The following is a 25,911-nucleotide window of genomic DNA, read 5'->3' as shown; positions in this document are numbered from 1 at the left end:
GCTGGACACCGTTGGTCTCGACGCCGGGTACTGGTACCGCAATCTGCGGCAGACGGTGCGCTTCCAGACTGCTGTGGAGGCGTTGGGTGAGCAGGAGTACGAGGCGTTCGTCGAGGTCAGCTCCCACCCCGTCCTGACGGTGAGCGTCCAGGAGGTGTTGGAGAACCCGGAGCTGACGACGCTCCCGGCGGTCACGGGCACGCTGCGCCGTGACGACGGCGGGCTGGACCGGTTCCTGACCTCCCTGGCCGAGCTGTGGGTCCATGGGACGGACGTGGACTGGGCCCAGGTGTTCGAGGGCAGCGGCGCCTCCCGTGTGGAGCTGCCGACGTACTCGTTCCAGCGTCGCCGGTACTGGCTGCAGGGCAGTGCCGCCACCACGGGCGACATGGCCTCCGTGGGCCTCCTGCCCGCTGAACATCCCTTCCTCGGCGCGGCGGTCGAACTGCCCGGCTCGGACGGGATCGTGTTCACCGGGCGGCTGTCGGCGCAGGCGCACGCGTGGCTCGCCGGGCCCGACGAGGCCGGCACCGTGCTGCTGCCCACCACGGCGTTCGTCGAGCTGGCCGTACGGGCGGGCGACGAGATCGGCTGCGACGTGGTGGACGAGCTGACGGTCCGGACGCCGCTGATGCTGCCCGCGCGAGGTGGTGTCCAGCTCCGGGTGAGGGCGGCGGAGCCGGACTGGACGGGCCGCTGTAAGTTCAGCGTCCACTCACGGCCCGAGGGCGGGGCGCTCGATGCCCCTTGGACGTGCCACGCCACTGGTGTTCTTGCGGGTGGCGATGAGACAGCGCCGGCGTGGGACCTGGTGTCCTGGCCCCCGGCGGGAGCCGTCGCGGTGGAGACCGAGGAGCTGGACGCCCTCTGGCAGGGAGCCGACGGCGAGGTGTTCGCCGAGGTGAGCTTGTTCGAAGGGGAGGACGCGCAGGCCGAGGCGGCTCGCTACGGTCTGCACCCGGCACTGTTCGACGCCGCCCTGGACGCCGCGCGGTTCGTCGCCAACGCCGAAGAGGAGACCGGCCAGCTGTGGCTGCCTTCGTCCTGGCAAGGCGTCTCGCTGCATGCCGTCGGGGCCGCGACGCTGCGGGTGCGGATCAGCGCCACCGGGCGGCCGGGCGTGTTCTCGGTCGCCCTGGCCGACGCGACAGGCGCCGCTGTGGCGTCGGTCGACGCGCTCGCACTGACCCGGCTGGACGCCGGTGAGCCGGACGGCGACGCGGGCTTCCAGCCGGGCTCTGCCCGGTCCGCCACTCGCCGGAGTGCTGCCCGGCGGTCCGCCGTATCGGCCGGCGTAAGCGGTGCCACCGGTGAACCGGATCTCCGGCAGCGGCTGGCCGGACTCGGGCATGCGGAGCAGATCCGTGTGCTGTCCGAGCTGGTACGTGCCGAGACGGCCGTGGTCCTCGGTCACACCGGGCCCGAGACCGTGGATCTCCACCGTGGCTTCTTCGAGCAGGGCTTCAACTCGCTGATGTCGGTCGACCTGCGCAACCGGCTCAGCGCGGCGACCGGACTGCGCCTGCCGACCGCGTTCCTCTTCGAGCACACCAAGCCGACGGCAGCAGTCACTTACCTGCAAAGGGAGTTGGCCGACCCGGGCACCTCCGCCGCCTCCGGTGTGTCCGGAGCCTCCGGGACGCCGGACGCGCCCCAGCCCGGTGGCATCGAGGCGATGTTCCGCCAGGCGTGTGCCACCGGGCAGCACGCGGCGGGCAACGAGCTGATCATGGCCGCCTCGAGTCTTCGGTCCGCCTTCGACAGCGCGTCGGCAGCCGAGCACCTGCCGGAGCCAGTGCGGCTGGCCGTCGGGGAGGCGCGACCGACGCTGTTCTGCCTCCCGGCCGTGGTGGCGACGGCGGGGCCCCAGCAGTACACGCGCTTCGCCGAGCACTTCCGCAACCGGCGGGACGTGACGGTGCTGCCCCAGCCGGGCTATCTGCAGGGTGAGCACATTCCGGCCGACATGGAGGCGCTCACCGAGCTGCACGTACAGGCACTGCGGGAGGCCGCCGGCGACGAACCGTTCGTCCTCGTGGGGCACTCGGCGGGCGGCCAGGTCGCCCACGCCGTCACCGCACACCTGGAGGGCCTGGGCACCCCGCCCGCGGCCCTGGTGCTGCTGGACGTGCCGTGGCCCGACGACGACGAGGCCAACAACGAGGTCGGCGTGGCGATGCTGGGCGTGGTGTTCGACCGCGAGGAGAAAATGGGCGGCCGAATCATGAACGACACGCGGTTGAGCGCGATGGGCGGATACCACCGGATTCTCGGTGACTGGCGGCCGGAGCCCATCAAGACGCACACGCTGCTGATCCGTGCCACCGAGCCGGTTCCGTCGTCCACCGGCGCTTCGGAAGACGCTCACATGCTGCACATCGACTGGAAGCTGGACCACGCGGCCAGGGAAGTGCCGGGTGACCATTTCAGCATCGTGGAAGAGCATGCCGAGTTCACGGCGAGCGTTGTCGAGAAATGGCTCGATGAAATAGTCTGAGAGTGCCAACAGGCAGCGCAACAAAAGCTTTGAGTTCTGAGCACCGACCATGCACTTTGAACTGGAGTCATCCCTTTGAAGAAGCACATAGCTGTCCTCGGCGCCCCGTATCAAGGGCATGTGAATCCCACTTTGCCGATCGTCGCCGACCTGGTCGGCAGAGGGCACCGGATCACGTATGTCACGACGGACCAGTTCGCCGGAGCCGTCTCGGCGGCCGGTGCGAAGGTTGTGTCTTATGAGTCCGTCTGGCCCGCGAACCGCAGCGTGCCGGCCGAGACGTCGGCCGAGGAGATGGTGAAGGGACCGCTTCAGCTTCTTCGCGAGAACATCGCGGTCGCGACCGCCGTGGAGCATGAACTCGCCGCCGATCTGCCTGATCTCTTGCTGTACGACACGCTCATGAATTTCGGTGCCCGGGTGCTCGCCGAGAAATGGGAACGGCCGGCCGCGCAGTTCATTCCGCTGCTTGCCTCGAACGAGCACTTCTCCGTCCTCCAGGCGTTGACGGAGGAATTCCCCGCCATCGACCCGCAGCACCCGGCACTGCTCGAATTCGGCATGAAACTGGCTGAGTTCCGGGCCGGTCACGGCCTGCCCGCACCTGGCCCCGGTGACTTCCTGGCCGCGTCGGAGGACCTCAACCTGGTCTGCGTCGCCGAGGACTTCCAGCCTGCCGCGGAGACCTTCGACGACCGGTACGTGTTCGTCGGCCCGAGCCTCGTCGACCCCGCCGACCAGCCGTCGTGGAGCCCGCCGCAGGGTGGTGCCCCCGTGCTGCTGATCGCGCTCGGCACGCTGTTCAACGAACGCCCGGAATTCTACCGCTCGTGCGCGGAGGCGTTCGCGGACCTGCCCTGGCACGTGGTGATGGCGACCGGCGCACACGTCGACCCGGCGGACCTCGGTGAGCTGCCCGTCAACTTCGAGGTGCACCGGCAGGTGCCGCAGCTCGCCGTGCTGGAGCACGCCGACGTCTTTGTCACGCACGCGGGCATCCGCAGCACGATGGAGTCGCTCGCCGCGGGTACGCCGCTCGTGGCCGTCCCGCAGTCGGTGGAGCTGGACTTCACCGCGCGCCGGATCGCGGAGCTGGGCCTCGGTGTCCGGATCGCCCGGCAGGAGGCCACGCCCGAGACGCTTCGCGCGGCCGTGCAGAAGGCGGCCGAGGACCCGGAGATCCGGCAGCGGGTGGCCGCCATGTCGGAGCGTGTCCGTGCGGGCGGTGGTGCGACCCGTGCCGCCGACGAGATCGAGGCGTACCTGGGGCGACGCTGACATGGCACCGGACTACTGGGCCGGCAGGACGGTCCTGGTCACCGGAGGGCTCGGTTTCATCGGCTCGCACGTCGTCGAGGAGCTGCTCGGCCTGGGCGCGCAGGTCCTGTGCGTGTACCGCCGCGACAAGCCGGAGGTACGGGCCGAACTTCCCGTCACCGATGCGCTGACGGCATTACGTGTCGACGTCCTCGACTACGACGCGCTGCTTGCCGCCGCCCGGACGGTGCCGCGTATCGATGCGGTCGTCAACTGCGCCACGCTCGACGGAAATATGCAGTTCCTGCTCGAACAGCCGGGCCGTATGCTCGATGAGAACATCCGCATGGTTTCCAATGTGCTCAACCTGGCCCGTCACTGCGAGATGCGGGACGTGGTGCTCATCAGCTCGGCCGAGATTTACTCGTACGAGAGTGAGAAGCCCGTACGGGAAGAGGACGACCACCGTCGTCACATGGAGTTCTCGCCCAACGGCTACCGAATGTCCAAGATGTTCACCGAGGTGCTGGCGGACCTTTACCGCAAGCAGTTCGGAATGAACATCTACACGCCCCGGCCCACCAATGTGTACGGACCTCGGGACGATTTCGGCACGACCACCAACCATGTCATCCCGAATATGCTGATGAAGTTGACGGCAGGTCAGGACGTCGAAATCTGGGGCGACGGCAGTCAGACCCGGACCTTCATACACGTGAGCGACCTCGTGCGCGCGATCTTGTGTATGGTGCAGTCGGGTACGTACGAAACTCTCAACATCGGTACGCCGGAGTCGATTTCCATTCGCGATCTGGCCTATCTCGTGGCCGCGGCCACCGGGCGCACGAACGGGGTCCGGTTCGATCCGGACAAGCCCGTGGGAGCCGCCCGCCGGGCGCTCGATCTCGAAAGATTCCACAGCGTGGTCGATTTCACGCCGCGCTCGTTGGAGAGCGGCATAGCCGACACCGTCCAGTGGTACGAAAAGAACTTGCAGAGGGTCCAATGAAGGTTTCATTGCAGACGTTCGGGACGCGTGGCGACGTCCATCCCTTCGTGGCGCTGGGGATCGGGCTGCGCAAGCGCGGACACGACGTCGTCGTGGCCACGTCGCTGGACTTCAAGACGATGGTGGAGCAGGCGGGGCTGGACTTCGCGGAGATACCCGGCAGCAGCGCCGACTACTTCGCCACCCCTGCCGTCATCAAGGCGATCCGGAAGAGCCCGTCGTCGATGCGCACGGCGATGGCCATGGAGCGGCCCACCACGGACGAGGTCGCGGACTCCCTGGAGAAGATGCAGGAGGCCGCCGAGGGTGCCGACTTCATGCTCAGCTCGCTGATCGCGCGGGGCTGCGGCTACGCGGGCCCCGGACTGCCGTGGGGAACCGTCTCCTGGTGGCCGATCACCGAGACCCGTGAGTTCCGTGCGTACAAGACCCCGGATCTGCCGCTGGGGCCGGCGTACACCAAGCTCACCCACACCCTGTCCGCCCAGCTGGAATGGGCCTGGCAGCGCCCCGCGGTCAACAAGGTCCGCGCCCGTCGCGGCCTGCCGCCCGTGAAGAAGTCGCCGGTGGGCCGCCTCGGCATCGAGCAGCCCGTCCTCTATCCGTACAGCCAGGCCTTCATGCCCCCGCCGTCCGACTGGCCCGCGCGTGCGCACGTCACCGGGTACTGGGTCTGGGACCGCCCCGGCGAGGAGCCCCCGGCCGGCCTGGAGGACTTCATCGACAGTGGCTCCAAGCCGCTGGTGCTCGCGCTCGGGAGCGCCTGGCCGGTGTACGGCGAGGAGACCTTCCACCTCGTGCGCGACGCGGTGCGCCACGCCAAGCGGCGGCTGATCGTGGTCGGCGGGCCGGAAGGCGCCGCTTCCGACGACGTGTTCCGGGTGCAGGAGGTGGACTACGGCTGGCTCTTCCCGAAGGTGGCCGCAGTCGTCCACGGGGCTTCCTTCGGCACGACGGCCGATGTGCTGCGCGCCGGAGTGCCGCACGTGACCGTGCCGTGCTGGGCGGACGGTCCGTACTGGGCGGACCGGCTGGCCGAACTGGGCGTGTCCGCACCACCGGTGCCGTTCCAGAAGATGACCCCGGAGAAGCTGCGCCAGGCCGTTGCCACCGCGGTCGGCGACCCCGGCCCTGCCGAGAAGGCGGCCCGGATCGGCGAGCGCGTACGAGCCGAGCGGGGCGTCGGGACGACCTGCGACCTCATCGAGGGCTGGGTGAACGAGGCGGCCTGAAACCACCGTTCGCGGCAGTCACTTTCTTCCCCACGGCTTGGAGGCTGAACCCACCCATGACCACATATGTCTGGGACTATCTGCCGGAATACAACGACGAACGCAAGGACATCCTCGACGCGGTCGAAACGGTCTTCAACTCGGGCCAGCTGGTGCTCGGCGCGAGCGTCCGCGGCTTCGAGGAGGAGTTCGCCGCCCACCACGGTGTCCGCCACTGCACCGGCGTGGACAACGGCACCAACGCCATCAAACTGGCCCTCCAGGCGGTCGGCGTGGGGCCCGGCGACGAGGTGATCACCGTGTCCAACACGGCGGCCCCCACCGTGCTCGCCATCGACGGCACCGGTGCCACACCCGTCTTCGTCGACGTCAGGGCCGACGACTTCCTGATGGACACCGACCAGGTCGCCGCCGCCATCACCCCCCGCACCAAGGCCCTGCTGCCGGTGCACCTGTACGGCCAGTGTGTGGACATGGCACCCCTGCAGGCCCTCGCCGCCGAGCACGGCCTCGCTCTCGTCGAGGACTGCGCGCAGGCACACGGCGCCCGGCACCACGGCAGGATCGCCGGATCGATGGGGGACGCCGCCGCGTTCTCCTTCTACCCGACCAAGGTCCTGGGTGCCTACGGCGACGGCGGCGCGGTTCTCACCAACAGCGACGACGCCGACGCGGCCCTGCGACGGCTGCGCTACTACGGCATGGAGAAGGTCTACTACGTCGTCCAGACCCCCGGCCACAACAGCCGCCTGGACGAAGTGCAGGCCGAGATCCTGCGCCGCAAGCTCACCCGCCTCGACGCCTACATCGAGGGCCGCCGGGCCGTCGCCCGCCGCTACGAGGAGGGGCTGGCCGGCCTCACCGGCCCGGACGGCCTGCGGCTGCCCACGACCAACCCCGGAAACGAGCACGTCCATTACGTCTACGTGGTCCGCCACCGGCAGCGCGACCGGATCATCGAACGGCTCAAGAGCGAGCACGACATCTCCCTCAACATCAGCTACCCCTGGCCGGTGCACACCATGACGGGTTTCGAGCACCTCGGATACGCCAGGGGATCGCTGCCGGTCACCGAGGAGCTGGCCCAGGAGATCTTCTCGCTGCCCATGTACCCGTCGCTGCCCGAGGACCTCCAGAGCACCGTGATCGGTGCCCTGCGTGACGTCCTCACGACCCTCTGAGAAGGAGTCACCGGTGAAAGCGCTGGTGTTGTCCGGAGGCATGGGGCTGCGGTTGCGGCCGTTCAGCCACTCCATGCCCAAACAGCTGATCCCGCTCGCCAACAAGCCCGTCCTGGTGCACGTCATCGAGGGACTGAAGTCCCTGGGCGTGACCGAGATCGGGGTGGTGGTCGGAGACCGGCCCGAGAAGATCGCCGAGGTGCTCGGCGACGGCTCCGCGCTGGGTGTACGGCTGACCTACATACCGCAGGAGGCGCCTCGCGGCCTCGCGCACTGCGTGGCCATCGCCCGCGACTTCCTGGGCGACGACGACTTCGTCATGTACCTGGGCGACAACGTTCTCACCGAGGGCGTCGCCGACATGGCCGGCGAGTTCCGCGCCCGCCGCCCGGCCGCCCAGCTGGTGGTTCACCGGGTGGCCGACCCGCGCGCCTTCGGAGTCGCCGAAGTCGACGAGTCCGGCCGGGTGCTCCGGCTCGTGGAGAAGCCCGAAAACCCGGTCAGTGACCTGGCGCTGGTCGGCGTGTACTTCTTCACCCCTGCCATCCACCGGGCCGTGGCCGCCGTCGAAGCCAGTGCCCGCGGCGAGTTGGAGATCACCGACGCCATCCAGTGGCTGGTGGCGAGCGGGGCGGACGTGCAGGCCCGTACGTACACCGGCTACTGGAAGGACGCAGGCCGCATCGAGGACGTCCTGGCCTGCAACCGCGAACTCCTCGACCGGCTCAAGCCCTCCGTGGACGGAGAAGTCGACGCGGAGAGCGAACTGATCGGCGCGGTGGTCGTGGAAGCGGGCGCCCGCATCGTCCGCTCCCGGATCACCGGGCCCGCGGTCGTCGGCGCGGGAGCGCTGATCGAGGGCAGTCGCATCGGCCCGCACACCTCGATCGGCGAGGACTGCCTGCTGCGGGAGACCGAGCTGAGCGACACGATCGTCCTGGACCGCGCGAGCGTGCAGGGCGTCGGGTCCATACGCGGGTCCGTCATCGGCCGGGAGGCCAGCGTCACGGCCGGCCCCGACGGCTCCCACCGGCTCATCGTCGGGGACCACGCGCGCGTCGAGGTGGCCGCATGAGGCTCCTGGTGACCGGCGGGGCCGGGTTCATCGGCTCCTGCTACGTACGCACCCTGCTCGACGGCGGCTACCCCGGGTACGAGGACGCCTCCGTGACCGTCCTGGACAAGCTGACCTACGCCGGCGACCGGAACAACCTGCCGGGCCGGCACGAGCGCCTGACGTTCGTCGAGGGCGACATCTGTGATCCGCAGCTGTTACGCGACCTGCTGCCCGGGCACGACGCGGTGCTGCACTTCGCGGCCGAGTCGCATGTGGACCGCTCCATCACGGACCCGTCCGTGTTCGTCCGTACGAACGTCGTCGGCACCCAGAATCTGCTGGAGGCGTGCTTACGTACGGGGGTCGAGCGGGTGGTGCACGTATCCACCGACGAGGTGTACGGCTCGATCGCCTCCGGCTCGTGGACCGAGGACTGGCCGCTGGCCCCCAATTCCCCCTACGCCGCCTCCAAGGCGAGCAGCGACCTGATGGCCCGCGCCTACGCACGCACCCATGGCCTCGACGTCTCCGTCACGCGCTGCTCCAACAACTACGGCCCGTACCAGCACGCGGAGAAGCTCATCCCGCTGTTCGCCACGAGGCTGCTCAACGGCGAGACCGTGCCGTTGTACGGCGACGGCTCACACATCCGCGAGTGGCTGCACGTCACCGACCACTGCGCGGCGATCAACCTGGTCCTCGCCAAGGGCCGCGGCGGCGAGATCTACAACGTCGGCGGCGGCGACGAGCGGACCAACCGCCAGATCACCGATCTGCTGCTCGAACTCTGCGGCGTCGCACCGGAGATGGTGCGTCACGTGACCGACCGCAAGGGTCACGACCTGCGCTACTCCCTGGACGACAGCAAGATCCGCGACGAACTCGGTTACGTACCGGCCGTCGCTTTCGAGCAGGGGCTCGCCGACACCGTGGCGTGGTACCGGGACCATCCGGACCGATGGAAACCGGCCACGGCGGATCAGGGAGCGGCGGCGTGACGGCGGCCCTGACGGGCGCGGGCGTGCTGCGCAGCTGCGAGGACGCCGGACTGCCGGGTCGGCTGGCGGCCTCTGCGCGGGCCAGGCACGGGGTGCTGCTGCCCGCGGGCGCCTTCGACGCCTGGCTGGAGGAGCGCCGGGAGGCGCATCCCTTCCGGGTCGAACGGGTTCCGTTCGCAGCGGCGGACGGCTGGAGCTTCGACGATGCCACCGGCAATCTGGTGCACCGCAGCGGGCGCTTCTTCAGCGTGGAGGGGCTTGAGGTGCGGTCCGCCGACGGGCCGGGCCGCCAGTGGCGGCAACCCATCATCCGGCAGCCGGAGATCGGCATCCTCGGCATCCTGGTCAAGGACTTCGACGGCGTGCCGCACTTCCTGATGCAGGCGAAGATGGAGCCCGGCAATCCGAATCTGCTCCAGCTGTCGCCGACCGTGCAGGCCACGCGCAGCAACTTCGCCGGGGTCCACCGGGGCGCGCGTGTCCGCTACCTCGAATACTTCGCGGGAGCGCTGCGCGGCCGGGTGATCACCGATGTCCTCCAGTCCGAGCACGGCGCCTGGTTCTACCGCAAGAGCAACCGCAACGTGGTCGTCGAGGTCGACGCGGACGCAGACATCCCACTGGCCGACGATTTCTGCTGGCTCACCCTGGGGCAGCTGAACGACCTGCTCGCGCGGGACAACCTGGTCAATATGGACGCGCGTTCGGTGCTGTCCTGCCTGGCCCCCCTCCTGCCCCGCGACGGGGAGGAGGACGGCGCCCTGACGCCGACCGCCGAGCTGATGGGCTGGCTCACCGGGCAGCGCAGCGACCGCGAGACCGACGCGACCAGGATCCCGCTGCGCGAGACCGAGTCCGCAGGCTGGCACCGCGGCCCGGCGGAGATCGCCCGCGAGGACGGCCGCTACTTCAGCGTCGTGGCGGTGTCCGTCCAGGCCGGCAGCCGGGAGGTGACCGGCTGGCACCAGCCACTGTTCGCGCCGCGCGGACCGGGCGTGGTCGCGTCGGTGGTGCGGGAGGCCGGCGGAGTTCCGCACGTACTGATGCGGGCCCGCGCGGAGCCGGGATTCCGGAGCACGGTGGAACTCGGCCCCACCGTGCAGTGCGTGCCGGAGAACTACGAACCCGCCGACCTTCCGCCCCTGCTGGATTACGTCCAGTCCGCCGGGCCGTCCAGGGTGCGGTACGACGCCGTTCTCTCGGAGGAGGGCGGACGGTTCCTGAACGCGGTCTCCCGCCACCTGATCGTCGAGGCGGACGGAGACCTGCCCGACCACCTCCCGCCGGACTTCGCGTGGTTCAGCGTGCCGCAGCTGAACGCGTTGCTGCGGCACGAGCACTACGTCAGCGTGCAGGCCCGCACGCTGCTGGCCTGCTTGAACTCACTGTCCTGACAGCGCTCCCACCCGCCCCCGTCACGAGAGGTCCTCGTCCCTGTGCAGTACCACCGCCCCCGCCGGCCCCGCCGTCGCGTCACCGGTGCTCTCGGTGTACCCCTCGCCGGTGACGGGGCAGCGGAAGTGGCCGTCACCCTTGTCCTCCAGTGGTACGCCGGCCCGCCCGACCCACTTGATCCGGCGGGCCGGAGCGCCCGCCACCAGGGCATAGTCCGGCACGTCCCGGGTCACGACAGAGCCCGCGGCGACCAGGGCCCAGCGTCCGACGGTCACCGGGGCGACGCAGACCGCGCGGGCGCCGACCGAGGCGCCGTGCTTGACGATCACCCCGACCGGCGTCCAGTCCCGCGGTCCCTTCGCGGCTCCGCCGGGGGTGAGGGCGCGCGGGTGCGGGTCGTTGGTGAGCACGGCGGCGGGGCCGATGAAAACGCCGTCCTCCACCCGGGCCGGCTCGTAGATCAGGGCGTAGTTCTGGACCTTGCAGCTGTCTCCGAGCGTTGCCCCGGGGCCGACGTACACGCCGCGTCCGATGTTGCAGTCGCGGCCCACCACGGCGCCCTCCCGGATGTGGGCCAGGCCCCAGACGGCCGTCCCGTCACCCACCGTCGCCTGTTCGTCGACCTCGGCGCCGGGGTCAATGCGAGCGGCCACTGCTCCTCCTTCATCGGGAATCCTCGTGGGTATATGGATAGCCGAAAAACAGTCTCGATTTCGCCGTGATGTACGTCACTCTCGCAGGGTTCCGGCTTCGCCGTCGAATCCACTTGACAGAATGATCCATACTGCATTTAGGTGGACGTTGTAAATGCGGGGACAGGGAGGGTTTTCGTCATGAAAGTAAATGGTGTCCATATCGACTCGCTCGGGGTGCATCTTCCTGAATGGGTGGCCGCTGCGGAGGCGGAAGGCGCAAGTGAATACGCGCGCGGCGAGTTCGCCGCGGCCGGCCTGACCGGCACTCACGTGGCCGGGGACGTTCCGGCTGTCGACATGGCCGTTCTGGCTGCCCGCAGCGCCGTGGCGCGCTCGTCGGCGAACCTGGACTCGATCGACTACCACGTCCACGGCAGCGTGTACTACCAGGTCCCGGAGGGTGCGTACGCCCCCGCCTATGTCCTGCGCGAGCTCGGCGCCGGCGACATTCCGTCGCTCGACGTGCAGCAGGGCTGCAACAGCATGCTCGGCGGCCTGGAGGCGGCGATCGGCCAGATCACCGGTGTCGCCCGGCGGAACAACGTCCTGATCACCACGGCGGCGAATTTCAGTACCCCGCTCATCAATCGATGGGGCGACTTCGGTACCTCCTCCATTTTTTCCGACGGTGCCGTGGCGGCCGTGGTGAACGGCCGCGGAGGATTCGCCGAGGTGCGGTCCCTGAATTCCGGTACTCTGCACAGCCTGGAACAATGGCACCGTGGTGAGGAATCACTTCTGCCGCCCGACGGCGGGGACCGGAAGTATTTCAACATGGGGGAGCGGTCGCAGTATTTCGTCGACAATGTCATGGGATTTGCCGAGCTCTTCGAGACCTTCGGTAAATTCGATCTCGGCATTATCAACGAGGCCGTCGTCGACGCGGGTCTGACCACCGACGACATTTCGAAGGTCATCTCCATCAATGTGGACAAGAGGATGACCGAGCACGCGCTCATGCGCCCCCTCGGCATTCCCATGGACCGGCTGATCTGGGAGTACGGCACGTCGGTCGGCCACGCCGGCGGGGCCGACATCTTCATCACGCTGGAGCACGCCGTACGCACCGGTGAGCTGGCGCCCGGCGACCACGTCCTGATGACCTCTCAGGGGCCGGGATGGGTCTGCTCCGCCTGCGTGCTCACGATCGGGGAACGGCCCGCGTGGGAAGCTTAGACACCAGCGCGTGGATCCACCGGTACGACCCGGCGCCGGACGCCCCGACGCGGCTCGTGTGCTTTCCGCACGCCGGAGGTTCGGCGTCGTTCTACCTGCCCGTCGCCAGGGCGATGTCGCCGGACACGGACGTCCTCTCCATCCAGTACCCGGGGCGCCAGGACCGGCGTCACGAATCCTGCGCCGCCTCCGTCGACGAGCTCGCCCGAGGCGTGGCCGACGCACTGGCCCCCTGGCTGGACCGGCCCGTCACGCTCTTCGGGCACAGCATGGGCGCCATGGTGGCGTTCGAGGTCGCCCGGCTGCTCGAGAGCGCGGGTACGCAACCGCTCGGTCTCATCGCCTCGGGCCGCCGTGCCCCCTCCCGCACGCGCCCGCGACAGGACCCGGTGCACCTGCGCGACGACCAGGGGCTGATGGACGAGATCCGGCGGCTCAGCGGCACCGACGACCGGCTCCTGGCCGACGAGGAGCTGCTCAGGATGATCCTGCCGGCCATCCGGGGCGACTACCGGGTGGTGGAGAGCTACGAGTACCGGCCGGGGCCGCCCCTGAACTGCCCGGTGCTCTCCCTCATGGGTGACGCCGACCCCCAGGTGACGGAGGAAGAAGCGGGCTCCTGGTCCGAGCACACCACCGGACGGTTCACGAAGACGGTGTTCCCCGGTGGCCACTTCTACCTCAACTCGCAGGGCGCAGACGTGATCCGGACGATCTCCGATCACATTCGCACGACGCGGACCGGGGCGGCGTGCTGACGGGGACGGCGCCCGCGGGCACGCCCACGGGCGCCGTCCCTCCACGGCCCTCACGATCGGGGCCACGTACATACGACGGAAGGTCGATCGAGAAGTGAATCCCGACCGGGACAGCATCGCCGGGGAAGTCAAGCGCGTCGTCATCGCCGAACGCGGGCTCTCCCTGCGGCCGTCCGACCTGGCCGACGACGAACCGCTGGGCGGCGAGCTGCTGAAGATCTCGTCCATGGCCCTGCTCGGCATCCTCACGCGGCTGGAGGACGAGCTCAGCACCGGCCTACCGGACGACCTCTTCGCCGGCCGCGAGTACAGGACCGTGCACGACCTCATCGTCCTGGCGGCCGACGGCGCCGAGGGGGCCGGGTCCCGGTGAACGACTTCCCCGTACACGCGGACCGGCTGGACTGCCTGCAGGCCAACCTCGGCCTGCTCGCCGACCGGCACCACGGTGCGGCCACCCACCTGCGCCTCGGCGCCGTGCTCCGCTTCGCGCCGCGCCCGGCGCCCGACGGGCCCCTCACCGGTCTGCTCACCGTGGAGCCCGCGCTCGATCAGCATGTGGCCGACGCGGCGCACCTGCTCGGCCTCGCCGTGACGGACCGCCGTCGGCACGCGCCCGGATCCGGGCCGGTGGCCGTCGACGCCCCGGTGTACGTGATCGCCGACGCCTACGGCCTGCCGTGGGTGCCCTACCACGGGACCAAGCACGTGGAGCACAGCTTCCTGGCAGAGCCGGACGACGACGGCGGCATCACCGTCAGCGACGCGTACCACAACGACACCCAGTGGGGCCGCGCCCGCCCGCTGCGGCGTACGTACTCCCGGGACGGCTTCGCCGCGCTGATCGACGCGCTCCCCGAAGGAGCCGAGACCGTGCGGTTCGCCCCCCAGCCACTCGGTCCGCCGCCCGAACCCGTCTACGCACCCGGCCCGGTCACGTCGGCGGACTACCTGCGCGGCTACGCCGAGCACCCGGACCGGCGGGCGGCGCTGGAGGCGTTCACCCTGGAGACCTGGCTGCTCGCCCGCTCCAGACGGTTGCACGCCCAGTACGCCGCCGAGGTCTGCGGGGCGCCGCCCGGCGAGACGCTGCGGCTGCACCTCGGCCGGTGGGACAGTCTCGTCGAGCACGCTTATCTGACGTTCCGCCGGGTGGACCGCGGCCGGGCCGAGCCCTCCGGTCTGCTGGAGCGGGCGGCCGAGGCGCTGCGCGGCGACGCCGCGGCCTTCGGGGTCCGCGGCGCCGTGCGGGAGACCGTGGCCTCGGTCCTCGGGATCCCTGAAACAGCTCTCGCCGCAAGTGAACTGACGGCGCATCCGGAATTCAACTCCCTGCGCATGGTCGAGATAGTGGAGCTTCTCGAAGATCGATTCGCCGTGGAGTTCGAGGCGGCCGAGCTGGTGCCCGAGAACCTCCAGCGCATCGACGACCTGTCCGCGCTGGTGAAGCGCGCACTCGTAGGTGAACAGAACAACGTTACGTTGAAAGGGAATTGATCCTCGTGGACGCGCGCTTTACCGAGATGCTCAAGCCGTTCCTGCCTTTTCTCGGCGACCAGGACATCACCGCCGAAACACCGCTTCGGGAGCTGGGCCTTGATTCCATGCAGGCCATCGAGCTGATGTTCACCCTGGAGGACACCTTCGGAGTGCAGTTGCCGGACGAAGCCCTCACCGAGCAGACCTTCGCCACGGCGGGCAGTCTGTGGAACGCGGCCGTCGGCGCGATGCCCGCCGACGCGGCGGACTCGATATGAGCGGCTTCGACAGCCAGGCACTGTCCGAGGCTCTCGGCCGCGTGTGCGAGGTCGCGGAGAAGGAGGCCGGGCCCTGTGACGAGGCCGCGGCGTTCCCGGGCGCCGTACTCGACGAGCTGCGCGGCACCGGGCTGCTCGGTCTCATGGTGCCCGCCGCCCACGGCGGAATGGGCGGTGGCGTGGACGAGGTCCTGGACGCGGGCATCGCTCTCGGCAGGGTCGACATGTCGGTGGCCATGATTTTCACGATGCACTGCCAGCAAGTAGCGGGCGTCGTCCGCCATGCGAGCCCCCGGCTCGCGGGAGAACTGCTGCCACAGATCGCCGCGGGGCGCCTCTACCTCGCCTCCGTGACCACCGAGGCGGGCAAGGGCGGCCACCTGCTGACGTCGACGTCAGAGCTCACCGCCGAACCGGGACGGCTGGTCATCGACCGCTTCGCGCCCATCGTGACCGGCGGTGCCCACGCGGACGGCTTCCTGATCACCATGCTCAGCCCCACCGCCCGCTCCCCGCACGAGGTCTCCCTCGTCTACGCACACCGCGACCAGCTCGACATCGCCGTCTCCGGTGACTGGGACCCGCTCGGCATGCGGGCCAGCCACAGCGTCGCTCTGCGACTCAGCGGCCAGGTGCCGGAACACCAGGTCGTCGGCGAGCACGGCCAGTTCCGCAAGATCGTGCTGGACACCTTCGGTCCGCTGGCCCACCTCGGCTGGTCCGCGAGCTGGCTGGGCACCGCGGGAGGAGCCCTGTCCCGGGTTCTGCACATGCTGCGCAGCCCCGCAGGCCGCAAGAGCGCCAATCTCGACTCCGAGCTGCTGCTGACCAGGCTTTCCCGGGCCAGGCAGCGTCTGGACACCGTGCACGCGCTGCTTCGGCACACCGCCGCCACGCTGTCCCGCGCGGCCGACGAGGGCGACGACCTGTCGCGGCCCAAGTACCAGCTCCTGGTCAACGCCCTGAAGATCACCGCCTCCGAGGAATGCCACCGGACCATCGAAGACCTGGTCGACGCGGTCGGTCTGCGCCACGGCTACCTCAAGGGCTCGCCCACCGGCCTCGAACGGGCCCTGCGTGATCTGCGGTCGGCGGCGCTCAACTACAGCAACGACCGGCTGCACCTCGCCGACGGCCGGCTCGCCCTGCTCGACCCGGGGGTGAATCTTGCCTGATCTGCCGACCGGGCCGCGTGACGGCGTACGGGAGATCCTTTCGGCCCTCGCCGCCTCGGGCACGCTCACCGAGCTGTACGGGAAGGAACCCACCGGCAGTCTCGATCCGTTGCTCCTGCGGCGGCTGCTAGCCGAGGCCGACGGGCGCGGCCCGCAAGGCACCGTCCTCGCGCTGCTGGTCCAACTGGCCACGGCCGTACCGCTCCTCGCCGACGCGGCGGCCACCCCGGTCACCCGGCGGACCCTGCGCGCCGCCCTGGACGGTGCGGAGCTCCTCGCGCTCGCCGCCACCGACGAGGCGGCCGCCGGCTCCGACCTCGCCGCGCTCGGCACCACCGTGGAGATCGGTGAGCAGCACGGCGCCCTCGTCGTCAACGGCACGAAGCTCTGGGTCACTTCCGCCCTGACCGCCGGCCACGCCCTGGTGCTCACCCGGCACCGCCCTGGCCGGCACTTCACCAACTTCACCTGGGTCCTGGTCCCGCTCGACGCGCCGGGTGTCACCGTGCGTCCGGCGGACACCGACCTCTTCCAGGGCTCCGGCGCCGGTGACATCGAGCTCTCCTCGGTCACTCTGCCCCGCGAGTACCTCCTCGGCCGCCCCGGCCGGGGACTCGCACTCTTCGCCCGACACCTGGCCGTGGAGCGGCTCGCCTCTGCGGCGTGGGCCATCGAGCTGTGCCGCCGGGTCGTCGCCGACACGGCACGGCGGCTCGACGACAGGCTGCTCGACGGCGTACCGCTGCGGCAGTCACCGTCCGTACGGCAGCGGCTCGCGGCCAGCGCCGTGCAGGTCAGTGCCCTGCACGCGCTGTGGATGCAGTCCCGCGACCGGATCGCCGCCGACCGGGACGGCACCGCCGCCGCCGTGCTCAAGGCACTGTCGGGCACCACCGTGGAACGCGTGCTGACCGAATGCGGACAGTTACAGGGAGCTGACGGGTTCGGCCGGCGCGGGATTCAGCAACTGCGCGCCGAGGCGGCGGTGTTCGGCATCGGCGGCGGCGCCACCGAAGTGGTCCTCGACACGACGGCCGAGCGGCTCGACCACGTCCTGGCCGGGCTGACGCCATGAACGCCCCGAACGCCCTCCAGGACGTAACCCGCCTGGACACCGAGGCCGCCCCCGGCATCTGGGTAACCCTGGACATCGGCGAGGCCTCCGACGGAGACCGCACCGGCCTCACGCCGCAGGATCTGGCGGGGGCCCGGGGGATGCCCGCCTGGCGGTCGAGGGAGCACCTGGCCGGGAGACGGGCGCTGCGCCGGCTCCTGGCGGCCCGCTTTCCCGAAGCCCGGTACGCCCCCGTGGAGTACACGCCGCACGGCAGGCCGCGACTCGCCGGCCGGCCCCGCATCGGCATCAGCGTCAGCCATGACGGCGACGCCGTGGCCGCCTGCGCCGGGCTCGACCACGCCGTCGGCGTGGACGTCCAGCACCCGTCGGCGACCGTGCATGACGCGCTGCTGCGGCGCTGCGCCAAGGACCATGCCGAGCAGGTGGCCCGGCTGCCCATGGCACCGCGGGCCACGGAGTTCGCCTGGATGTGGACCGTACGGGAAGCCTGCGTCAAGGCCGCCGGAACGGGTCTCGCCGGCGGCGTGTGGTCCGCCGACGTCATCCCGTACACCCGGCACGGCGCATGGGGCCCCTACCGGTGGGTGACCCTGCGCGACCAGTCGCCGATCCCGCTGAGCTGCGCCTTCACGGTGCCTTCCGGACCGGATTCACGACCGACACCACCAGGAGACCAGTGTGAGTGAGCCCCCCGCAGCGACGCGCGCCCCGGCGGAGCTGAGCTGCTACACCGCGAGTCTGGTGGCCTACCTCGAACCCCGGGCACCGGGCATCAGGGACAGACTCGCGGCGTCCGTCCGGCTGTCGGTGCGCACCGACAGCCCCGACGGAGGGCTGGCGTTCTCGCACCACACGCGCGTGGACACCGACGACCGGGGACGCGGACTCGCCTACCGGGGCGCCGACGACTGGGACGCGGCGCTCACCGCGTTCGACGCCGAACTGGCGCGCCACGGCAGCCTGCTCGCGGTCGGCAACACCCGGTACCTGTCCTGGTCGCCCATGTACGAGGCGACCGAGACACCGCATTGGGTAGTGGTCCGGCGGCACGCCGAAGGAAAGTGGTCCGTAACCGACGACTTCGAGGCCCTCACCCCGCACGGAAACCAGACGGCGTACGCGGGGATCCTCGACGAACAGGAGCTGCGGAGCGTCCTGACCCCGCTGAGCCGTGCGACGCCGCAGGCCGTCAGCCGCGATCGCCACGCCCTGGGGGAGGCCGTCGCCCTGACGCCGTACACCGGGTACCGCTGGCTCGAATTCGCCGAAGCCGCACGGTCCGCCGCCCCCGAGGGAACCTGGGTGCACGGCCTGGTGCCCGCGCTGCGCTGTGTCGCGGACCGGTTGTGCGCCGACCCCGGCGAGCTGGCGCGCTATGCCGACGACATCTGGACCGCCGCCCGGCACCAGCGCTTCCGGCTGGCGTCCGTTCCCGGTGCGGCCGAGGCATCGGCCGCCTGGGGAGCGCTGCCGCAGGCCGTGCGCTTCGGTATCGCCTCGGCGGAGCGCGGCCGGTTCCGCGCGGGAGCCGTCGAGAAGGCGTTCGCCCAGGTGCTCACCACGGTGGAACGCCTGGAGGGCCCGGACGCCCCGGGCGGACCGGAGCAGGAACACGTAGGGGAGCGGGAAAGGGGATCGGACCATGAGGCCTGAGGGGGGACTGTACGGATGGTTCGCCGCTTCGGCCCGCCGGTACCCCGACGCCGTGGCGCTCGAGGTCGACGGCACCATCCATACGTACGCCGAACTCGACGCGCTGTCGGGGCGGCTGGCCGCCGAGCTGGTGGCCGCCGCGGGCGGCCGGACGCCCCGCCGGGTGGGCCTGCTCGCCCTGCGTACCCTGACCGCGTACGCCGGATACCTCGCCGTGCAGCGGCTGGGTGCCACCGTGGTGCCGCTCCACCCGGACTTCCCCCTGCCCCGCACCGCCGCCGTGGCGACGGCCGCCCGGCTGGACTGCGTACTGGCGGAGCCGCGGCACGCCGACGCCGCCCTGCCGGTCCCGGTGCTGGCGGTCGACGACGCCGCCCTGACCGGGGACCTCGCGGCCGGCGTTCCGGGCACGGGCGTTGCGCCGGTGGCCGGCCCCGGCCCGGAGGACATCTGCTACATCCTGTTCACCTCCGGATCGACCGGCACCCCGAAGGGCGTGCCGGTCCAGCACCGCAGCATCGCGGCCTATCTGGAGCATGTGATCGGCCGTTACGGCATCGGCGTCGGTGACCGGCTCTCCCAGACCTTCGACCTCACCTTCGACCTCTCGGTCTTCGACCTGTTCGCGGCATGGGGCGCCGGGGCGACACTCGTCGTGCCCGGCCGGGCCGATCTCATGGCCCCCACCCGGTTCGTGGCCCGTGAACGCATCACCCACTGGTTCTCCGTCCCCTCCGTGATCTCGCTCGCCCGGCGGCTGCGCGGGCTTGCCCCTGGCAGCATGCCCACGCTGCGCTGGAGCCTGTTCTGCGGGGAGCCGCTGACCATGACTCAGGCCACGGCCTGGCAGGCCGCCGCCCCGGGCAGCGTGCTGGAGAACCTGTACGGGCCGACCGAACTCACCCTGAGCTGCACCCAGTACCGGCTGCCGGACGACCCGGCCCGGCAACCCCCGACGAGCGCCACCGTACCGATCGGCGAGCTCTGCCCCGGCCTGGAGCAGCTCGTCGTCGACGCCGAGGGCCGTCCCGCCGACGAGGGCGAGCTGTGTGTACGGGGCGTCCAGCGCTTCCCGGGCTACCTCGACCCCGCCGACAACGCCGGACGCTTCCTCCGGTACGAGACCGGGGACGCCCGGGCCGACTTCTCCGACTCCTCAGGACAGCCGGACGCCCGGCTCTGGTACCGCACGGGGGACCGGGTCCGTCACGGCGAGGACGGCCTCATCCACCTGGGGCGGCTCGACCACCAGGTCAAGGTGCGCGGCTACCGCCTGGAACTCGGCGAGGTGGAGAGCGAACTGCGCGCCCATCCCCGGGTCGGCGACGCGATCGTGCTGACCCTTCCCGGTCCCGGCGGCGACACGCGGCTGGCCGCCGCCTGCACGGGGGAGGGCATCGACTCGGCGGACGTACTCACGGCACTGCGCGCCCGCCTTCCGGAGTACATGGTTCCCAGCACGCTGACCGTCCTGGCGGACCTGCCGCTGAACGCCAACGGGAAGGTCGACCGCCGCGCTCTGCGGGACACGCTCGCCACGACCACCACCAACGCAAGGTGAACGGGGAACACGCTTGAACAGCCAGGCCACAAGCCACACCATCCACGCCCTGCTGGACGCAGCCGCCGCCGAGGCACCCGAAGCCGCGGCGGTTCGAGACGCCACCGGCAGCTGGACCTACCGCGAACTGGATGCGGCCGGCCGGGGATTCGCCGACTGGCTGCGCGCCCAGGGCATCGGCCGCGGGGACCGCGTCGTGTTCCAGCTGCCGACCAGCCGGGAACTTGCCGCCATGTTCTACGGCACCTCACGGACCGGCGCCGTCTTCATACCGCTGAACCCGGCCATGAAGGAGTTCCACCTCAAGTCGGTCATCGGCAACGCTGAACCCGCCCTCGTGATCAGCGACGCCGCGGGGGCCGCGGTGCTGCGGGGGATCAGCCCTGTTCCCGTACACGACCTGGCCGAGGTGTGGCCCAAGGTGAGCCAGGTGTACGAACACCCCGGCCCACCACATGCAGGGCCGGAGCCGGAGCCGGAGCCGGATCCCGTCCGCGCAGAGGATTTGGCCGTACTGATCTACACATCCGGAAGCACCGCGGCCCCGAAGGCCGTGATGTGCCCGCACGCGCAGGTGACCTTCGCTTCCCGGGCATTGACCGAGGCGCTCGGCTACCGGCCGGACGACGTCGTCTTCTGCCGCTTCCCGATGTCCTGGGACTACGGTCTCTACAAGGTGCTCATGACCTGTGTCGCGCGCTGCGAGATCGTCCTGGCCGACGGCGAATCCGACTTCGTCCTCCTCCAGCGCATGCGCGAGACCGCAGTGACCGTCGTCCCGATCGTCCCGTCACTCGCCACGATGATCACCCGGCTGGCCGGCCGGGACACCAAACCCGTGCCTCCGGTACGGATGTTCACCAACACCGGCGCCGCCCTGCCCCAGACCACCATCGACGCCCTGCGCAAGCATTTCCCCGGCACGCGCGTGGTACGGCAGTACGGCCAGACCGAGGCCAAGCGCATCACGGTGATGCCCCCCGATGAGCACCAGGAGCGCCCCAACTCCGTCGGTCTGCCGCTGCCCGGCACCCGGGTGCTGATCCTGGACACGGACGGCGCCCCCGTGCCCACCGGAGAGGTCGGGGAGATCGTCGCCGCGGGCCCCCACGTGATGTCCGGCTACTGGCGCAACCCCGAGGACACCGCCAGGTCCTTCCGCCGCGACAGGGACACCGGCGAGCCGCTGCTGCACACCGGCGACTACGGATGGCTCGACGACGACGGCCACCTCTACTTCGAGGGCCGCCGCGACGACATGTTCAAGCACAAGGGCTTTCGCATGAGCACCGTCGAGATCGAGAGCGCGGCCATGGACATCCCCGGCGTCCGGGCCGCGGCCGTACTGCCGCCCGGGGACGGACACGGACTCGCGCTGTTCGTCGAGAGCGACCTCGGACCCCACGAGGTCACCGCCGAACTCACCAAGCGCCTCGAACTGCCCAAGGTGCCCACGATCTGCCGCGTCCTCGCCGAGTTCCCCCTCACCCTGCACGGCAAGAACGCCCGCCGCGAACTGGCGGCCCTGCTCCAGGGAGCCGCCGAATGAGCCCGCACGCCCCGCTCGACGAACTGGCGCGATCCCACGGCACTCCGCTGTACGTCTACGACCTCGACCGGCTCGACACCGCCCGGCGTGACCTCTTCGGCTGGCTGCCGGAGGAGTGCGACGTCTTCTACGCCCTCAAGGCCAACCCGCACGCGGAGCTCGTACGGGCGCTGCGCCAGGGCGACGACGGCCGCGGCTGCCGGGCGGAGATCAGCTCCACCGGGGAACTGGCCGCCGCCCTGGAAGCCGGGCACGCCCCCGAGGACATCCTCTACACCGGCCCGGGCAAGACCGCGGGCGAGCTGCGCGAGGCGATCGAGCGCGGCGTACGGCTGTTCTCCGCCGAATCGCTCACGGACCTGGAGCACATCGGCGAGGCCGCGCTGGCCCGGGGCACCGTCGCCGACTGCCTGCTGCGGATCAACAGCGCCACGGCCAGCGCTGCCAGCGGCGTCAGAATGACGGGCAAGCCGACCCAGTTCGGCATCGACAGCGAGACGATCGCGGACCTGGCGCCCCGGCTGCGCTCGGTGCCGGGAACCTCCGTGGCCGGCCTGCACCTGTTCTCCCAGAGCAACGCGGCCGACGAGGAAGCCCTGATCGGCGAGTTCCGGCACACCGTCGACACGGCCGCGCGCATCGAGCAGGAGCTCGGACTGCCCCTTCGGCTGCTCGACATCGGCGGTGGATTCTCGGCCCCGTACGGACAGCACGGTGAGCGGGCGGCCTACCCCAAGCTGCGCTCCGAGCTGGAAGCCGCCCTCGACGTGCGCTTCCCGCACTGGCGGCAGGGTGCCCCCCGGCTGGCCGTCGAGTCGGGCCGCTATCTGGTGGGCGACTGCGGCACCCTGCTGGCCTCGGTCAGCAACGTCAAGGTCGGCCGCGGGCGGACGTTCGTCATCCTCGACGCCGGAATCAATACGTTCGGGGGTATGTCGGGCCTCGGGCGGATCCTGCCCGTGTCGGTACGGGTCGCGCCCCGCGGAGCCGAGACGCAGCGCGCGTCGCTCGCCGGCCCGCTGTGCACCCCCGGAGACATCCTCGGCCGGGAGATCGAGGTCCCGGCCGGGCTGCGCCCCGGCGACCTGGTCGCCATCCCCAACACCGGGGCGTACGGCCCCACCGCCAGCCTGCTCATGTTCCTGGGCAGGCCAGCCCCGGCCGAGGCGGTGGTCCGGGGCGACGAGGTGCTCTCCGTCTCCCGCATCGAGCACGTACGGACCTATCGGAAGGTGGCACGGCCCCATGACTGACCAGCGGAGCAATGTGAGGCAGACCGTCGTCGTGACGACGATGGCGTCGGACTCCCACACCTGGAACCTGGTGTTCCTTCAGTTACTCCTGGAGGAACTCGGCTACCGCGTGGTGAATCTCGGCCCCTGTGTCCCCGACGACCTGCTGGTGGACCGATGCGCCGAGATCCGCCCCGCGTTCGTCGTGGTGAGCAGCGTCAACGGCCACGGCTACCAGGACGGGCTGCGGGTCATCGGGAAACTGCGTGCCGACCGCAGGCTCACCGCCACCCCGGTGCTGATCGGCGGAAAGCTCGGTGTGAAGGGATCGGACGGAGCCCGTGCGCAGCAGCTCCGGGCGGCCGGCTTCGACGAGGTCTTCGAGGAGGGCACCGACCCGGCGACCGCCCTTCGCCTCTTCGCCGCCTCGCTGCCCGTGGCAGACCCCCACCTGGTCCCGAGCGCCCGGTGACCGAGCGGCAGGCCGTGCAATTCGGGGCGTTCGTCCAGGCCGGCGCGGCGCGTGACCGGCTCGTCGTACAGCCCCGGATGGGCTTCAGCGACCCGGCCGCCATGCGCACCGGGCTCGCCGCCACACGCGCGGTCGCCGCCCGGACCGTCGGCACCATCACGGTCGACGCCCACACCCGGGTAGGACACCTGGCAGCCGTCGAGAGCGCCCTGCGCGACGGAATCGACCTCAACGGCTACCCGGTGGTCAGCCACTCCGCCGCGACCACCGCGAAGGTGCTGTCCGGCATCCGGGGCGAGGACTTCCCCGTCCAGGTACGGCACGGCTCGGCGAATCCGGTAGACATCTTCCGCGCCCTGCTCGCCGTAGGTCTGGGGGCCTCGGAGGGCGGGCCCGTCTCCTACTGCCTGCCGTACGGCCGCACTCCTCTGTCCGAGTCGGTCCGCAACTGGGAGGTGAGCTGCGAACTCTTCGCGCAGCTCCGCGACACCGGCACGGAACCGCATCTGGAGACGTTCGGCGGCTGCATGCTCGGGCAGCTGTGCCCGCCCAGCCAACTCGTGGCCATCAGCGTGCTGGAAGCTCTCTTCTTCGTCCAGCACGGCATCCGCAGCGTCTCCGTCAGCTACGCCCAGCAGACGAACCGGGAGCAGGACCAGGAGGCCATCGCAGCCCTGCGACGCCTGTGCGGCGAGCTGTTGCCCGTCACCGACTGGCACGTCGTCGTCTACACCTATATGGGCGTGTACCCCGAGACACGCGACGGTGCCTACCGCCTGCTCGGCGAGGCGGCGGAACTGGCCACCGCCGCCGGTGCCCAGCGTCTGATCGTCAAGACCGCCTCCGAATCCCGGCGCATCCCCACCATCGACGAGAACGTACGCGCCCTCGAGTACGCGTCCTGGGCGGCCGCCCGCGTTCCACTTCCGACCCTGGACGAACCCGCCGACTCCGCGACGTACGACGAAGCGGCGACGTTGGTCGGTGCGGTCCTGAACCTGGCGCCCGACCTCGGCCGCGCCCTGCTGCTGGCCTTCCGCAAGGGGTATCTCGACATCCCCTACTGCCTGCACCCGGACAACCAAGGCCGGACCAGAAGTTTCATAGCCCCTGACGGCCGCCTCCACTGGTCCGCGACCGGCACCCTCCCCCTCCCCACCCCACCTCACCCCCCAGCCCGCTCCACCTCGGCGAGCCTCCTGAACGACCTCTCCTACATACGCCGCAAGTACGACGAACACTGAGCAGGCCGGCGGCAGGGCACGGGCACGGCCCTGGAAGAAGCCGAGCTTCTTCGGCGAGTAGCACCCCAGCGCAGTCGCACGGCTCGATGCTGGGCCGGCCTTCTGGCATGTCCGGCTTCCGTTCGCCGGTCGTTCTCCAGCTGCCGGAGAACAGCTCGTAGCGCTCGCCAGATGCGAGCCTCACGCCGCCGCGCCCTGCGCACCGGATCTGTGATTTCGCGTCTTCTTGTGATCGTGGTCGCCGATTCAAGTGTCATCTGGTCAATCATCGATTCTTGAAAGAAAAAATGACTGGCGATGAGATCGCCGCGTCGCCGATGTGGGCGGCCAAAACGCCTTCCAGACACCGGGATTCTCCACATGCACACAAAGATGGATGCGCCTAATATAAAAGCATGGATGAGAAGGTCACATACCACACGGTCAAGACGGGCGACATGCTCTACTGAACTGGCCCGAAGGTTCGGTGACGACGGTCGAACAGCTTCAGGCGTGGAACAACATCCCTGAGGAGCGTCTGACGCGACCGCCGCGTACGAACATCCCAAGTTCAAGCAGGACGGGCCACATTCAAGGCGCCCTGCACTTCTAAGGAAAACACTGCGTGACAGGAGTACGCCATGGTCAGCGACATCTGCACCCACACCACGGCCCGCCCCACGATAAAGCGTGGCTCGTCGGGAGCGGCTGTGAAGCAAGCGCAGTGCTACCTGAACAGTTCACTGGCGACTGAGAATCTCGTCATCGATGGAGACTTCGGTCCGCTCACCGACGCGGCGGTCCGGAAATTCCAGGGATGCGCGGAGATCACGGTCGACGGCCTTTGCGGAGCACAGACCTGGTCCCATCTGACGTTCTGGGCCAACAGTCCGGAGTTCGTCTGCTGAAGCCTCGTCCGGTAGTGGATGTCTGGACAGAAACCGGCAATGGTGGAC

General features: G+C 70.1%; 24 protein-coding genes. 23 read left to right on the top strand and 1 reads right to left on the bottom strand.

Annotated elements, in window-relative coordinates:
* The 8 genes from ACWIHY_RS25805 to ACWIHY_RS25770 form a co-directional block, all read left to right on the top strand.
* Positions 1–2,497 (top strand): alpha/beta fold hydrolase (locus ACWIHY_RS25805; protein WP_454378057.1); only part of this gene is annotated, 2,497 nt, incomplete at its 5' end.
* Between the two features lie 75 nt (positions 2,498–2,572).
* Positions 2,573–3,775, top strand: coding sequence for a macrolide family glycosyltransferase (locus ACWIHY_RS25800; protein WP_454378056.1), 1,203 nt, complete (start codon positions 2,573–2,575; stop codon positions 3,773–3,775).
* A gap of 1 nt (position 3,776) precedes the next feature.
* Positions 3,777–4,763, top strand: coding sequence for an NAD-dependent epimerase/dehydratase family protein (locus ACWIHY_RS25795; RefSeq protein WP_454378055.1), 987 nt, complete (start codon positions 3,777–3,779; stop codon positions 4,761–4,763).
* The gene (locus ACWIHY_RS25790; protein ID WP_454378054.1) at positions 4,760–5,995 is read left to right on the top strand and encodes a glycosyltransferase; all 1,236 of its coding nucleotides are present in this window, start codon (positions 4,760–4,762) and stop codon (positions 5,993–5,995) included. Before ACWIHY_RS25795 ends, ACWIHY_RS25790 begins: the two co-directional genes overlap by 4 nt.
* Before the next feature lie 56 nt (positions 5,996–6,051).
* Positions 6,052–7,176, top strand: coding sequence for a DegT/DnrJ/EryC1/StrS family aminotransferase (locus tag ACWIHY_RS25785; RefSeq protein ID WP_454378053.1), 1,125 nt, complete (start codon positions 6,052–6,054; stop codon positions 7,174–7,176).
* 13 nt (positions 7,177–7,189) lie between these two features.
* Positions 7,190–8,251: a glucose-1-phosphate thymidylyltransferase gene (locus ACWIHY_RS25780; protein ID WP_454378052.1), complete on the top strand. Its 1,062-nt coding sequence runs from the start codon at positions 7,190–7,192 to the stop codon at positions 8,249–8,251.
* Complete coding sequence (rfbB, locus tag ACWIHY_RS25775; protein WP_454378051.1) at positions 8,248–9,231, top strand: dTDP-glucose 4,6-dehydratase; 984 nt, start codon at positions 8,248–8,250, stop codon at positions 9,229–9,231. Before ACWIHY_RS25780 ends, rfbB begins: the two co-directional genes overlap by 4 nt.
* Positions 9,228–10,625, top strand: coding sequence for an NDP-hexose 2,3-dehydratase family protein (locus tag ACWIHY_RS25770; RefSeq protein ID WP_454378050.1), 1,398 nt, complete (start codon positions 9,228–9,230; stop codon positions 10,623–10,625). Before rfbB ends, ACWIHY_RS25770 begins: the two co-directional genes overlap by 4 nt.
* 21 nt (positions 10,626–10,646) lie before the next feature.
* On the opposite strand, the gene ACWIHY_RS25765 is transcribed toward ACWIHY_RS25770, so the two are convergent.
* Complete coding sequence (locus ACWIHY_RS25765) at positions 10,647–11,279, bottom strand: acyltransferase (RefSeq protein WP_454378049.1); 633 nt, start codon at positions 11,277–11,279, stop codon at positions 10,647–10,649.
* A gap of 180 nt (positions 11,280–11,459) precedes the next feature.
* Here ACWIHY_RS25765 and ACWIHY_RS25760 point away from each other — a divergent pair, with 180 nt between their 5' ends.
* The 15 genes from ACWIHY_RS25760 to ACWIHY_RS25690 all read left to right on the top strand — a co-directional run bounded on the left by ACWIHY_RS25760 (position 11,460) and on the right by ACWIHY_RS25690 (position 25,863).
* Positions 11,460–12,497 (top strand): 3-oxoacyl-ACP synthase III family protein, encoded by a 1,038-nt coding sequence (locus ACWIHY_RS25760; RefSeq protein WP_454378048.1) that lies wholly within the window; start codon positions 11,460–11,462, stop codon positions 12,495–12,497.
* Positions 12,485–13,255, top strand: a complete 771-nt coding sequence (locus tag ACWIHY_RS25755) for a thioesterase II family protein (protein WP_454378047.1) — start codon at positions 12,485–12,487, stop codon at positions 13,253–13,255. The genes ACWIHY_RS25760 and ACWIHY_RS25755 overlap by 13 nt, the downstream gene beginning before the upstream one ends.
* 94 nt (positions 13,256–13,349) lie before the next feature.
* Positions 13,350–13,628 carry an acyl carrier protein gene (locus tag ACWIHY_RS25750; RefSeq protein ID WP_454378046.1) on the top strand — a complete coding sequence of 93 codons (279 nt, stop codon included), beginning with the start codon at positions 13,350–13,352 and terminating at the stop codon, positions 13,626–13,628.
* Positions 13,625–14,752, top strand: a complete 1,128-nt coding sequence (locus ACWIHY_RS25745) for an acyl carrier protein (RefSeq protein WP_454378045.1) — start codon at positions 13,625–13,627, stop codon at positions 14,750–14,752. Before ACWIHY_RS25750 ends, ACWIHY_RS25745 begins: the two co-directional genes overlap by 4 nt.
* 5 nt (positions 14,753–14,757) lie before the next feature.
* Positions 14,758–15,012, top strand: coding sequence for an acyl carrier protein (locus tag ACWIHY_RS25740; protein ID WP_454378044.1), 255 nt, complete (start codon positions 14,758–14,760; stop codon positions 15,010–15,012).
* Entirely contained in the window at positions 15,009–16,187 is a 1,179-nt protein-coding gene (locus ACWIHY_RS25735) for an acyl-CoA dehydrogenase family protein (protein ID WP_454378043.1), read from the top strand. Before ACWIHY_RS25740 ends, ACWIHY_RS25735 begins: the two co-directional genes overlap by 4 nt.
* Complete coding sequence (locus ACWIHY_RS25730; protein ID WP_454378042.1) at positions 16,180–17,262, top strand: acyl-CoA dehydrogenase family protein; 1,083 nt, start codon at positions 16,180–16,182, stop codon at positions 17,260–17,262. The genes ACWIHY_RS25735 and ACWIHY_RS25730 overlap by 8 nt, the downstream gene beginning before the upstream one ends.
* Positions 17,259–17,951 carry a 4'-phosphopantetheinyl transferase family protein gene (locus ACWIHY_RS25725; protein WP_454378041.1) on the top strand — a complete coding sequence of 231 codons (693 nt, stop codon included), beginning with the start codon at positions 17,259–17,261 and terminating at the stop codon, positions 17,949–17,951. Before ACWIHY_RS25730 ends, ACWIHY_RS25725 begins: the two co-directional genes overlap by 4 nt.
* The gene (locus tag ACWIHY_RS25720) at positions 17,944–18,918 is read left to right on the top strand and encodes a hypothetical protein (RefSeq protein ID WP_454378040.1); all 975 of its coding nucleotides are present in this window, start codon (positions 17,944–17,946) and stop codon (positions 18,916–18,918) included. The genes ACWIHY_RS25725 and ACWIHY_RS25720 overlap by 8 nt, the downstream gene beginning before the upstream one ends.
* Positions 18,908–20,479 carry an amino acid adenylation domain-containing protein gene (locus ACWIHY_RS25715; RefSeq protein WP_454378039.1) on the top strand — a complete coding sequence of 524 codons (1,572 nt, stop codon included), beginning with the start codon at positions 18,908–18,910 and terminating at the stop codon, positions 20,477–20,479. The genes ACWIHY_RS25720 and ACWIHY_RS25715 overlap by 11 nt, the downstream gene beginning before the upstream one ends.
* 13 nt (positions 20,480–20,492) lie before the next feature.
* The gene (locus ACWIHY_RS25710) at positions 20,493–22,028 is read left to right on the top strand and encodes an AMP-binding protein (RefSeq protein WP_454378038.1); all 1,536 of its coding nucleotides are present in this window, start codon (positions 20,493–20,495) and stop codon (positions 22,026–22,028) included.
* On the top strand, positions 22,025–23,281 hold the full coding sequence (locus ACWIHY_RS25705) for a type III PLP-dependent enzyme (RefSeq protein ID WP_454378037.1): 1,257 nt from the start codon (positions 22,025–22,027) through the stop codon (positions 23,279–23,281). The genes ACWIHY_RS25710 and ACWIHY_RS25705 overlap by 4 nt, the downstream gene beginning before the upstream one ends.
* Entirely contained in the window at positions 23,274–23,732 is a 459-nt protein-coding gene (locus ACWIHY_RS25700; RefSeq protein ID WP_454378036.1) for a cobalamin B12-binding domain-containing protein, read from the top strand. Before ACWIHY_RS25705 ends, ACWIHY_RS25700 begins: the two co-directional genes overlap by 8 nt.
* Entirely contained in the window at positions 23,729–24,976 is a 1,248-nt protein-coding gene (locus ACWIHY_RS25695) for a methylaspartate mutase (protein WP_454378035.1), read from the top strand. Before ACWIHY_RS25700 ends, ACWIHY_RS25695 begins: the two co-directional genes overlap by 4 nt.
* A gap of 620 nt (positions 24,977–25,596) precedes the next feature.
* Positions 25,597–25,863: a peptidoglycan-binding domain-containing protein gene (locus ACWIHY_RS25690; RefSeq protein WP_454378034.1), complete on the top strand. Its 267-nt coding sequence runs from the start codon at positions 25,597–25,599 to the stop codon at positions 25,861–25,863.
* The last annotated feature ends 48 nt before the right edge of the window (positions 25,864–25,911 follow it).

The organism is Streptomyces sp. NPDC055287 (genome assembly GCF_053646035.1).
Note: the sequence above shows the minus strand (reverse complement) of the source record. Positions and strands in the feature narration are given on the sequence as shown.